The sequence below is a fragment of the Streptomyces sp. NRRL S-378 genome, from assembly GCF_000720645.1.
Taxonomy (GTDB): Bacteria; Actinomycetota; Actinomycetes; order Streptomycetales; family Streptomycetaceae; genus Streptomyces.
On sequence record NZ_JOBX01000016.1, the window covers coordinates 1 to 11,825 of the forward strand.

An 11,825-nucleotide genomic window follows, 5' to 3' on the forward strand; every position below is an offset into this window, starting at 1 on the left:
GACCGAGTTACACGTTTGTCAGCAGGCATGGAGCGATCTTACGGACGAGGTCGAGCTCGACAGCAAACTCCTCGTCACCCTCATTGTGAAACGAGCTGTAAGTGGAGTTCGTCGCCCGGATCGCATGCCGTGGCGGGAAGCGCTTCGCGTGGCTGTACCGGGTCGACCTGGCGAAGCCGAACGCGTTGGACCAGCGTGGTGATCAATACAGACGGGGGTCGACGATGAGCCGGAAAGGCGGTCCTTGCTGGTTGGCAGTGACGACGCCTGACTGGCCCTTGCAGAGCCAGTGCACGTCGAAGCGCCAGGTGAAGTCTCCAGGAGTGCTGGAAGTCACCTCGATGATGAAGCGTTCGGGGTCAAGGTGGGAGACCGTAAACGGGAAGTCCGACGAACCGTCTGCTGGCCTTACTTCCGGCGTGGGATCGGCAAGGTCCACATGAAAGGAACGGATCTCCATGGCCCCGCCGGCCAAGTAGCCGTGGTCGAAGATGCGGGGTGGGGCACCCCGTGATTCCACACGTACTTCCAGCTGGCTGAGGATCACGGCACGATCGACTGTGGCCTCGACAACAAGATCCACAGTGGTTGCATTCAGGTATACCCGGGGGTCGCCGAAGTCGACCCAGTCGCGCACGCTCATCTCGGACCGATTCCTGATGTCTCCGCCCAAGCCGCCGTACTGGCGAGCCTTCACAGTGATCGGGGGCAGCGGCGAGGGAGGCAGGACGGCCTCTCGGCCGCGCGTGATGGCCTTATCGGCGCCGCGGGCCACAAGCCCGCCGAGAGCTGAGGCGAGGCCCGCGAGGACCGCTGCCACGATCCACTTGCCGATGCCCGGCACTGCGACAGCCACAGCAACCGCGGCAAGCAACAAAACAACGGCACTAGCTCGCAAGCAGAGTCGACGCGACCCCACAGCTCCCTCCTCCGAATCCCCTCATCAGCGCCATAGTGCCTGACCGACCAAGGCCTGGATTGGATGGGACACGCCTGACTGCCGCGATCACCCTCATGACCAGGCGAATCACCCGCCGGGCCAGCCAGCCGCCCTCCCGCGAACACACACGCGACTGACCACGGTCACACCCATTGCACCTTCGTAGCGGTCCAGTAGCTGGGCCTATCACTGGGCAACGGCTGAGTCAGAATGGCGGGTCTTCGGAGTAGCCGCCTGTCCCGTCGGCCGCCCACCAGGAATCATGCTTCGCCTTGAGACGGGCGTAACGCTCGTGGGCTGCGATGTCGTCCGCGTTCTCCAGGGCGCTGGTGTCGTAACCCCATGCCTTCATGGCGTCCAGGACGCGGTCTCGATTGTGGCGGTCGGTACTGGTGGCCAGCAGATGGCGGGCATGGTCGACCAGCTCGGCCCGGTGTGCGGTGAGGAGGGGGTGCTCTGTGAGGGGGATCGCAGCGACGAAGGCCGCGTCGCGTACGTCCGTGTTGTCGTGGCTGAGAAGGGGATGAACAGCGGAGAAAATCGCCGGGCGCAGGTCTCGGAAGGCGCGCATCTCCCTGTCCTCGTCGAGGAACTCCTTGCCTAGGTGGCGTTCGCTGATGGCGAGGCACTCGTCGTCGGCGTCGTAGGCGGTGTCGCTGAGCCACTCAAGTAGTCTCACGAGGGTCAGGCGCTGTGGTGGCGTGTCGGCATCGTGGCCGAAGTCGTCTACTGCGATAGCCGGGTGGTTGAGGATGGCTGCAACGTAGAGCGCTACGGGCACAGTGGCTTCGTAGATGGTGTTCTGGTGGGTCACTTCCCTGAGCGCGTTGTCGGTGGCGGCCGCCCTGATGGCCGGGTCGGGGTTGATGATGCGTGCCAGCGCTGCCGGCAGGGATTCGCCTGTCCCACACACGGTGGCGAGCGACGCCCAGTCTGTACCGTCCAGGAGCGCTTGATAGTGAGGTAGCTCGTGGGGACGAGGATTTCCGGTCCAACTGTGGCGATAGGTCACAGGCGGAGGCTATAGCGTCGTCGATCCAGCATGGCGCGGGCATCTTCTTCTGGTCCGCCCGCTGAGAGAACAGCCAGCTCACGGCCGGAGGCATTCTCCCTGCGGATCGAAGCAGACGAGGCCGTGCTCACGGGCCAGCTCAGCGGCGTACTCGGACACTTCCTCGGCCTTGCCGTAAGACATGAGCAAGTAAACGATCGGGCCCGACGCCTCATCGATGACCGGGGGCGACGCCCACACGACACTGTGGTCGACGTCGTCCGGGTACCGCGCGACGAGGGCTTCCACATACGCCACGATGCGCGGCGCCGGAGGCACGACGACATCGTCCGACTCAAGGTAGCGCTCGTAGAGCTCGTCGTACATCGAGGTCGCTTGGCGGTTGTCGACTGGACGGTCGCCGTCCCACACAGCAAGGTCATAGCTCACAGGCGCATCGTCGCAGGCTGCAGTTCGGTCAACGCCAGCAGGTCCTGCGATGAATCTCCACGAGTAAGCCGTGACGCTACATGTACCCGGACCACGTCGACCGAGGAGCACCACGGGGGATATGGATCAGGTACTCAGTGAGCCTCCGCCAACTTGAAGTCGCAGGTCAAAGGGCTGGTGTGACCGGTTCTCGGGGTGCTCACGCTGGTCGCGGGCGACTGTCTGAGTAGTAGATCGTCCGTCAGCGCGGTCGGCGCCTGAGTCGAAGGGCGGTCGACGGGATCATCTCGTGCAGGGGATCATGTGTGGGTGTCGCCGATCGAAGCCGCAACTGATGACCTGCAGGATCTCGCTGTTCTCTGGAGTATTGGCGAGGCCCATGCTCACGATGTCGTCGAGGCTGCCTGCGCGGCACTCGTTGCCGGCCTAGACAGCCCGGCACTGCGCATTCTGGCCGGATATACGCGTGCCGAGGCGGAGTACGACGTTCCCGACCTGCTTCCCGTCGTACTCCATGAGCTGGACCTTGTGTTCTACCCGCGTGACAGCGAGGCCGGGCAGGACGCTGCCGTGCGGGCGCTCGCGCACCAGATGCTGGCGGGCCGGCTGACGCCGCGAGAGCTTGCTATGCGCATCCACCAGCGGTTCGGCCACCAGCTACCCCTGGCCGAGCGCCTTGCTGAGCTCGATGACGAGTACGACATCGTCGAGTACGGGAACAGGACGTTGGCCCAGCTCGATGCCGAGGTCACGGCCGAAGCTCAGCGTCTGGCGCATGGTCGGCCCGACCAGAACCGACATTCGTAGCGATCGAGCCCTGAACAAGCGGTCTTCAGCAGAAGTAGGTAGCTGAACTGTCCGGTTCTTGCTCGCCGTAGTCCGGCAGCCTTTACGATCCGGTGCATGCTGGATCCCGAGCTGCTGGAACGGATCACCGCGCGGCGCGCGGAACTGGACGAACTCGAAGAGCAGCTGGTCAAACAGCTGGCGGAAGTGCGGGCCGAGCGGGACGAACTCGCCGTCGCCGAAAGCGTCCTTGAACGGATGACCGGACAGCTCGCCGACGAACGCGCCCAGACTGCGCCGATACCCGGGCAGGTGGGCGGCCGACCGGTGATGCTGATCCCGCACCGCGAGCCGGGAGTGGAGGAGGACGCCCTGCCGTGGGACTACCAGCCCATCATCGCCGCCGTGCGGCAGGCCGCCGGACCGGTCATGGCCCGTGAGGTCGGCGAGGTGGTGGGAGTGGACATCAGCGTGAAGGCCAAGCTGGAACCGCTACGCAGCAAGCTGGTGAGGCTCGTCGATCGCGGCTGGCTGCGCAAACTGCCCGACGGCCGGTTCACCACCCGCCTGTGACCAGCACCACCGCCACTCGGAGCGGCTCGGCACGGGCGTAACCGGGGTGCCCCCGGCGGCCGTTGGAATTGTGTGACGAATACCGAAGAGCGCGCCGAGGACACCTGCCCGCTTGTCTACCAGTGCCGTCTGCCGCTGTCCACGAGCACCGTCAACCACCTCGCCGATCTGCTACGGCGCCACCTGAAGGCGATTCGCTCCAGGTGGCGCATCCTGCCGCCTGGGAAGATCGCGGTGATCGTCCTGGCCGTGCTGCGTCACGACCAGCGCCTGGCCGACATGGCCGGCGGAAACAATGTGTCCGAGTCCACCGTCCGCCGCTGGCGCGACGAGCTGATCGGGCTGCTCGCCGCCCAGGCGCCGCGCCTGGACCGCGCCCTGAAGAAGGTCGCCAGGCAGGGCGGGGAGCTGGTCCTGATCGACGGCACCCTCATCCGCACCAGACGCCGCACCGGCAAGGCCGACCGGCGCAACTACTCCGGCAAGCACCGCGGCCATGGCCTGCACTTCCTCGCCCTGACCGACGAGAACGGGCGCCTGATCTGGATATCCGCCGCCCGGCCCGGCCGCACCCACGACAACACCGCCGCCCGCCACGACCACATCCTGGCCCACCTGCGCGCCGCCGGTCTCGGAGCGCTGGCCGACCTCGGTTTCCGCGGCCTGGACAACGACATCCTCGACCCCGTGATCGTCACCGGCTACATCGCCACTCGTACCCACAAGCTCACTCGAGGCGAGAAGGCGGCCAACCGTGTCCTCGCCGTCGGACGGGCACCGGTCGAGCACGGCTTCGCCCACCTCAAGAACTGGCGGATCCTCACCAAACTCCGCACCGACCCCGCCCGCGCCACCCACCTCCTGCGCGCCCTGCTCGTCCTGACGAACCTCGAAATCAACCGCTGACGGACGATCTACTACTCAGACAGTCGCCCGTGACCAGCACGAGCGCCCCGAGAACCGGTCACACCATCCCTTTGACCTGCGACTTCAAGTTGGCGGAGACTCAGTGGCCTCCACCCAGTGGGTGCCACCCTCGCGGTGGGCTCCACTCGGTGGAGTCCACCCATGCGGTGGATCACGCGGTGGAGTCCACCGCGGTGCGCACGCGATTGACGGTGGGCTCCACTCTCGGGCGCACCACGATGTCCCGCACCGCACCGGGTGCGCACCCTCCGTACCCTTGCCCAGCCACCCCCTTGTCCAGGTTCGGCCGACCCCCTTGTCCACCCTCCGCTCCACCCCTTGACCAGGTTCCACCGACCCCCTTGACCGGTGCGGCTCCACCCCTTGACCACGTTCTCCGCTGGCACGTTTCTCCTAATCCGGGGTGTGGGCGGCTTGGTCCGGTCTCCGCAAGGGGCTGGGTGAGCGGTCGACAACGGGCAGCGGAACGCCTTCGGCCCTCATGGTCCTGGAGACCCGCTCTGAGACTGGCGCCGCTGTCCACCGGTGGGATCCGTGGCGGTGTCGTGGGCGTCGGGCAACGCCTGCAATCAGCCTGGCCCGAGAGGCCTTCGCCTAGAACGGCGAGACCCGGCGCCTTCGCCACGGCCACGGACCCCACCACCGTCCACACCTCGCGGTGATGACGCGGGCGCCGGGCTGATGCCTTCGTTTCCCCTGGTCCTTCGAGACCTCTGTCAAGAGCGGCACAGCCCGGCGCCTCCGTGATCACCGCGAAACTCCCGGCGGCCGGCCGGACGTTGATAGTCACGGCACGGGCCCGCCCCAGGGTCGACCTCTTGTTTCATCCGCGAGCCCGCGAGCTCTGCAGACAGACCGAGCCCCTGGGGTGCGCTGGTGTCGCGAACGGCTACTGAGATGGCGGACCTGTGAGTCCTGGGATTAGGACGCTGCGCGACCCGCATTTGCTCGTGACCTGCATAAATGAACGGATCTGGGAGGATGGCTTGACCGTGTTCTGCGGCATCGACTGGGCGGAGCGCCACCACGACGTCGCCGTCGTCGACGACACCGGCACCCTGCTCGCCAAGGCTCGCATCAGCGATGACGCGGCCGGCTACAGCAAGCTCTTGGACCTGTTGGCCGAGCACGGCGACAGCCCGGAGCACCCGATACCGGTGGCCATCGAGACCAGCCGCGGCCTGCTCGTGGCCGTCCTGCGCAGCGGCAACCGCAAGGTCTTCGCGATCAACCCGCTCGCCGCCTCCCGCTACCGCGACCGACACGGCGTCAGCCGCAAGAAATCCGACCCCGGCGACGCCTTGGTCCTGGCGAACATCCTGCGCACCGACATGCACGCCCACCGGCCGCTTCCCGCCGACAGTGAACTCGCCCAGGCCATCACCGTGCTGGCCCGAGCCCAGCAGGACGCCGTCTGGAGCCGCCAGCAGGTCGCCAACCAGGTCCGCTCGCTGCTGCGCGAGTACTACCCCGCAGCCCTGCACGCCTTCCAGGGCAAGGAAGGCGGCCTGACCAGGGCAGACGCCCGGACGGTCCTCACCCTTGCCCCGACCCCGGCGAAGGCTGCGACACTCACCCTCGCCCAGCTACGCGCCGCCCTCAAGCGAAGCGGCCGCACCCGCAGCTTCGACACCGAGACCGCGCGCCTGCGGGAGATCTTCCGCTCCGAGTACGCCCGGCATCGCCCGGCCGTTGAGGTCGCGTTCGGCCATCAGCTTCTGGCTCTGCTCAAGCAGCTGGATGCCGCCTGTCAGGCCGCGGACGACCTCACACCGCGGCGGTCGAAGCCGCGTTCAAGGAGCACGCCGACAGCGAGATCCTGCTCAGTTTCCCCGGCCTCGGCCCCCTGCTCGGAGCCCGGGTGCTCGCCGAGATCGGCGACGACCGGACACGGTTCGCTGACGCCAGAGCCCTGAAGTCGTACGCCGGCTCGGCCCCGATCACCCGCGCCTCCGGAAAGAAGCACTTCGTCGGCCGCCGCTTCGTCAAGAACAACCGGCTCATGCACGCCGGCTTCCTCTGGGCCTTCTCAGCCCTCCAGGCCTCACCCGGAGCCAATGCCCACTACCGACGTCGACGCGAACACGGCGACTGGCACAACGCCGCCCAGCGCCACCTGCTCAACCGCTTCCTCGGACAGCTCCACCACTGCCTTCAGACCCGGCAGCCGTTCGACGAACAACGCGCCTTCGCCCCGCTACAACAAACACTTGCGTGATCTGGAAGTTGGCCACGGGAGGCGACCAAGGCATCTGCCAGATAATTGAGTAGCCTGCCCCCATGGTTGCGGGCGAGGGAACCGAGCACACCGGTAACAATCTTGATGACCAGGGCTGGGGTGCGACGCGTGCCTGGGTGGAGAAGGGGCTCACCGAGACAGAACGCATCGAGGACGTCGCGCGGTTGCGTGGCGGCTGGACGTCGGAAATGCGCCGTCTGGACATCTGCGGGCCGGGCGGTCGGCGGTCGCTGGTCCTGCGGTCTTTCGTCAAGCCCTTCTACGTTCGCCACGCGGAGGGCCTGCTGACCCGCGAGGCAGCAGTTCTGTGCCTGCTCGGCAGCACGGATGTCCCCGCGGCCAGGCTGGTGGCCGCGGACCCGACAGCACAGTACTGCGACCACCCGTCCTTGCTGATGTCCCTGCTGCCTGGGACCGTGCGCCTGGGCGATGAGGGCGCCGACCAGCGTGCCGAACTGCTGGCCCACCAGTTGCTGCGCATCCACCGGCTGCCAGTGACCGCAGAGGCACGGCCTCGCACCTTTCAGGCGTGGACCTCTCCCGAGCGGGTGAGCCCGCCCGAAGACACCGAGCGGCCTGAGCTGTGGCAACGGGCCGTGGACGTGATCTGCCGCGAGCCCCCGGACTACCGGGCCTGCTTCCTGCACCGGGACTTCCATCCCGGCAATGTCCTCTTTACCGGCGAGGGCGACGGGTTGCAGATCAGCGGCGTCGTCGACTGGGTAGAGACCTCGTGGGGACCGGCCGACCTGGACGTGGCCCATTGCTCGACAGCCCTCGCCCTGCTGCACGGGGTTTCCACGGGCATGCAGTTCTCCGACCTCTATGTTGCGGCGGGAGGGACGCTGGCTGAGGATCACGCTTCTCATCTCTACTGGCGTCTGCTGGACGCCTTGGCCTTCGCTCCGGACGCGGAGAAGGTCGCCGTCCCATGGCGCGAGGTGGGCCGTGCCGATCTGACCCCCACCCTGCTGACCAGGCGCCTGGAGGGATACCTCCAGGCGCTTTTCGCGCGCTACGCCTGAAGCCGGATCGGCGGCCTGCGGCCAAGAGCACGGGCCAGTCATGCCGCCAGTTGTTCGGGACGTTCGAACCACCCGTCTTACAGGCGAGCCGGAATCGTAAGGGTGCGACGAGTTCGCCTCATGGAAGCCGATTACCGAGGCGACGCTTGACTTGTTAGCCCCCTGAGATGTCTTGACACAGCCGGTTGCGGCCGCCGATCAGGGCCTGGTCAAGGGGGTGTGTGATAGGGCCCCGCCAACGCGGAGGCGCACCTGATGCGGTGCACGGTGGTGCGCATCATGGCCCCGGTGCGGTGCGGTGCGGTGCGGTGCGGTGCGGTGCGGTGCGGTGCGGTGCGGTGCGGTGCGGTGCGGTGCGGTGCGGTGGTGCGCCCATCGGGTGGAGGCCACCCGATGGGCGCGGTGCGCACCGTCGCCGTCCCCGCCGCGAACTACGCGATGGAGAGGCGCACCAGGTGGGCGCCGGCCGGTGCGGGGTGGGCGGCGAGGGCCTGACCCACTCCCACCGCCTCCAGCTGGTGTAGGACCTCGGCGACGTCCTCGTGGTCGTCGGTGAGGACCTGCAGGACGAAGTCGATGACGGCGCAGGCGATGCCCTCCGCCGCCTCCGGCCCGGCCTGCGCCCAGATTCGCAGGGTGGACACCAGGACCTGCCCGAGGGCTTCCAGGGCGAACATCTCCGTGGTCGGTTCGCCGGCCTCCGGGCCGGGCAGGGCGGTGACGGGGACGACGATCCGCCCGTCCTCGTCGCGTCGGACGTGCAGCTTGCGCTTCCCGCTCGTGAGGGCGCGGGAAGCGAGCTGCTCAACGAGTCGGTCGTCGTGACTGCGGAGCCCAAGGTTGAGGAGATCCTGCACGTGTGTGGACGTTCGCGTAATTCCCCAGGGGTAAGTTCACGTAATTCCCCAGGCGCCCGTCTGGCCGGGGCTCGTGATTCGTCTCGTCAGAGGTCGACGCGATGCTCAGGAGCCGATGGGTCATCGACGGAGCCGTAGCGCAAGACGACGTGTGCCGGGCGGAACGGCAGGTCGTTCAGGATGGGTGCCATGACGGCGAAGAGTGCGTCGGCGTCCGGTCCGTAGGCGTAGAGGACGACCTCGCCTCCTCCGTACTCGTTTCCGTCGAACTCGCCGACGTCGGCTTGCTCGATCGCCTCGGTCAGGAGGGACTGGGCCTGGCGGACGACCTCTCGTTGGCTTGGCTCGCCGAGGCCGTCATCGGCCAGTTGATAGTGAGCGATGACGGCGTGCTCAACGTCGGCTTCTGCTTCGTCTGTTTCAGCCATGCGGGAAACGATCTCATCCCGGACCGGCATCCTCGCCAGCCTGGCCCTCCGGGACGTGGTCCTAGGTGATCGTGGGCTTGGCAGGCTTGTCGGTCGGGTTCTTGGGCCGCTTGTTCGGGCGGTAGCTGGGGCCGTTCATGATGACCTGGTGGCTGGTGTTGATCAGCCGGTCCAGGAGCGACTCGGCGACGACGGGGTTAGGGAAGAGGGGATACCAATCGCTGGGTGCCCGGTTGCTGGTGATGATCAGGGACCGGCCCTGCCGCTCGCTGACAAGTTCGTAGAGGTCATCGGCCTGGGACGCTCCGAGCTGACGCATGGCGAAGTCGTCGAGGATGAGCACGTCGGGCCGTACCAGTTCACGGATCCGCTTGTCCCAGGTGCGGTCTGCGTGGCCGCCGGCGAGGTCCGCGAGGATCCGGCTGGTCTTGGCGAAGCGGACGTGGGCGCCCTGGCGGACCGCGAGGTGACCGAGGGCCTGGGCGACGTGTGTCTTTCCGACCCCGACCGGGCCGAAGAGGATGACCGACTCGCCGGAGTGGAGCCAGCGCAGGGCTCCGAGGTCGCGGATCTGGGCGGCCGGGAGCTTCGAGGAGGCGGTGAAGTCGAACTCCTCCAGGGTGACCTGCTGCTCGAACTTTGCCCGTGCCAGGCGTCGTTGGAAGGCGACGGTCTCACGGCGGGTGATCTCGTCCTGGCAGAGGACCTGCAGGAAGTCCAGGTGTCCGAGCTCGCCGCCGTGGGCCTGGGCCAGGCGGGCATCGAGGGTTTCCAGCATCCCTGAGAGTCGCAGCGACTTCAGCGACTCACGCAGGGCGGAATCCATCACGCTCATCAGATGCTTCCCTCAGCTTCGCCGTGGACCTGGTCGTCGTGGAGCTCATCCGCCGTCTCGACCGGGGCGACGGAGGCGAACAGCCGCTTGGGCCCGTGGAGGAAGGCCGCGGCTCCCGCGTCCCCACTCGATTCGGGCTCCGGATCGGTCTCAGTGCCGGCGATCAGGATGCCCTTGATGGTTCGGTAGGACGGATCTCCGACCGTGATGGCCCTCGCGCAGGCGGCCTCCAGCCTCGCGTCGCCGTACTTCTTCTTCAGGCCGAGGATTCCCTGGGCGGCGCGGAGCCGGTAGAGCGCGTTGACCTCCAGCAGCTGGTCGACGACGGTCCGGCAGGCGTCACCGACCTCGGATGCCTGGGTCCGGCACCAGATCGGCGTGCGCATCTGGAAGGCGATCTTCTCCGGCGGGTAGTCGGTCCTGTCGGTGCGTTTGCCCTGCTCAAGTGCCACGTGGGTCTTGACCAGGTCGCCGTCGAGGAAGACCTGCACCATCGTGGCGGTCGAGCGGACGTCGACCCGGCGGCCGATCAGCTTCCAGGGAACCGAGTAGAGAGTGCGGCCGACCTTGACGTGGATGTCCGGCCCGACCACTGCCGTTGACCAGCGAGCCAGCACGAACGGAGTGGGCGGCAGAGGCAGCAAGGTCTCGGCTTCGACGGCCTCGAACACCGCCATCGGGGCGGCTCCCTGCAGTGGCCTGCACTGCCGCCGGCCCGCCACCTTCTGGCTCCAGGTCACAGCCTCGGCCTGCATGTGCTCGATCGAGGTGAACTCCCGCCCGCGCCAGAACGAGTCCCGGATATAGGGCATCGGCCGCTCGACCCGCGGCTTGTCCTTGGGCCGGGCAGCACGGGCCGGATCCACCAGTGCCCCGTAGTGGGTGGCGAGCTCGGCATACGCCTTGTTGATCTTCGGGTCGTAGAGATCGGGCTTGTCGACCCCGGTCCGTAGGTTGTCCGGCACCAGCCGGCGCGGGACGCCCCCGAAGTAGCGGAAGGCGGCGACGTGGGCTTCGGTCCAGGCGTGCTGGTGCAGGTAGAGGACTGGGCGGACGAACATGTGCCGCGAGCACGGCAGCACCATCACGAAGGCCCAGATCCGGTGCCGCTTGCCGGTCTTCGGATTGGTCCACTGGCCGAGGTGGCCGTAGTCGATCTGAGCCTCCGAGCCAGGCTCGACGTCATCGCGCAAGACCGTGACCTGCGACCTTGTCCTCTCGTCGGGCAGCGTGGCATGCACCCAGCGGCGGAACGAGGAGATCGACACGTCCAGCTTGTGCTCGTCCCGCAGGCGCTGGTGGATCGTGGAGACCGTCACCGTCCCCAGCAGGTTCTTGATGTAGTCGCGGTGCTGGTCGATGTCGGGCCAGGTGATCTGCCGCAGTCGCCGGTCGCCGAGTTCGGGGAACCAGCTCTTGATCAGCTTGGCCCAGTCGGCCTCCCGCATCGGCGGCCCGCCGGGCGTGATCCCGGATGCCTCCGCCGGCTCCAGGTACTTCCTGATCGTCTTGCGGTCCACCCCCAGCGACGCGGCCAGCTCGCTCTTCGAGCGGCCCGCGTACCAGTGGACGTAGATCTCGGTGATGTCGACCACGACGAATGTTCTCCTTGCCATTCGGGCTGACCATCGGCCTTCCGAACCACAGGCCCAGGGCCGCCCACACGCCTCCGCGATGACCAGGTCCCTCGATCCCGAACTCCGTCGTACCCATGGCCAATTAGGAGAAGTCGGGATGAGGAATTACATGAAGCTCAAACCACCCGAGATGGGGA

General features: G+C 67.2%; 11 protein-coding genes and 1 pseudogene. 5 read left to right on the top strand and 7 right to left on the bottom strand.

Going from position 1 to position 11,825, the window contains the following annotated elements; genetic code table 11:
- Nucleotides 1-202: 202 nt before the first annotated feature.
- The 3 genes from IH80_RS44720 to IH80_RS0114100 form a co-directional block, all read right to left on the bottom strand.
- Complete coding sequence (locus IH80_RS44720) at nt 203-844, bottom strand: hypothetical protein (RefSeq protein ID WP_030960566.1); 642 nt, start codon at nt 842-844, stop codon at nt 203-205.
- Nucleotides 845-1,145: 301 nt separating this feature from the next.
- Nucleotides 1,146-1,952 carry a hypothetical protein gene (locus IH80_RS0114095; RefSeq protein ID WP_030960568.1) on the bottom strand — a complete coding sequence of 269 codons (807 nt, stop codon included), beginning with the start codon at nt 1,950-1,952 and terminating at the stop codon, nt 1,146-1,148.
- Nucleotides 1,953-2,030: 78 nt separating this feature from the next.
- On the bottom strand, nt 2,031-2,381 hold the full coding sequence (locus IH80_RS0114100; protein ID WP_030960569.1) for a hypothetical protein: 351 nt from the start codon (nt 2,379-2,381) through the stop codon (nt 2,031-2,033).
- Between the two features lie 309 nt (nt 2,382-2,690).
- Between IH80_RS0114100 and IH80_RS0114105 the strand changes: the two genes are divergently transcribed.
- The 5 genes and pseudogenes from IH80_RS0114105 (at nt 2,691) to IH80_RS0114125 (ending at nt 7,931) form a co-directional block, all read left to right on the top strand.
- Complete coding sequence (locus tag IH80_RS0114105; RefSeq protein WP_030960571.1) at nt 2,691-3,188, top strand: hypothetical protein; 498 nt, start codon at nt 2,691-2,693, stop codon at nt 3,186-3,188.
- A 96-nt stretch (nt 3,189-3,284) separates the two neighbouring features.
- The gene (locus tag IH80_RS0114110; RefSeq protein ID WP_199819256.1) at nt 3,285-3,740 is read left to right on the top strand and encodes a hypothetical protein; all 456 of its coding nucleotides are present in this window, start codon (nt 3,285-3,287) and stop codon (nt 3,738-3,740) included.
- Between the two features lie 72 nt (nt 3,741-3,812).
- Entirely contained in the window at nt 3,813-4,646 is an 834-nt protein-coding gene (locus IH80_RS0114115; RefSeq protein ID WP_051809272.1) for an IS5/IS1182 family transposase, read from the top strand.
- A gap of 992 nt (nt 4,647-5,638) precedes the next feature.
- Nucleotides 5,639-6,885 (top strand): annotated as a pseudogene (locus tag IH80_RS39245) (IS110 family transposase).
- Between the two features lie 62 nt (nt 6,886-6,947).
- Nucleotides 6,948-7,931, top strand: coding sequence for a phosphotransferase family protein (locus IH80_RS0114125; RefSeq protein WP_030960575.1), 984 nt, complete (start codon nt 6,948-6,950; stop codon nt 7,929-7,931).
- Between the two features lie 431 nt (nt 7,932-8,362).
- On the opposite strand, the gene IH80_RS0114130 is transcribed toward IH80_RS0114125, so the two are convergent.
- The 4 genes from IH80_RS0114130 to istA all read right to left on the bottom strand — a co-directional run bounded on the left by IH80_RS0114130 (nt 8,363) and on the right by istA (nt 11,646).
- Nucleotides 8,363-8,788, bottom strand: a complete 426-nt coding sequence (locus IH80_RS0114130; protein ID WP_051809274.1) for a hypothetical protein — start codon at nt 8,786-8,788, stop codon at nt 8,363-8,365.
- A gap of 86 nt (nt 8,789-8,874) precedes the next feature.
- On the bottom strand, nt 8,875-9,216 hold the full coding sequence (locus IH80_RS0114135; protein ID WP_234330924.1) for a hypothetical protein: 342 nt from the start codon (nt 9,214-9,216) through the stop codon (nt 8,875-8,877).
- Between the two features lie 61 nt (nt 9,217-9,277).
- On the bottom strand, nt 9,278-10,051 hold the full coding sequence (gene istB, locus IH80_RS0114140) for an IS21-like element helper ATPase IstB (protein WP_030960577.1): 774 nt from the start codon (nt 10,049-10,051) through the stop codon (nt 9,278-9,280).
- On the bottom strand, nt 10,051-11,646 hold the full coding sequence (gene istA, locus IH80_RS0114145; RefSeq protein ID WP_030842306.1) for an IS21 family transposase: 1,596 nt from the start codon (nt 11,644-11,646) through the stop codon (nt 10,051-10,053). The genes istB and istA overlap by 1 nt, the downstream gene beginning before the upstream one ends.
- Nucleotides 11,647-11,825 lie beyond the last annotated feature (179 nt).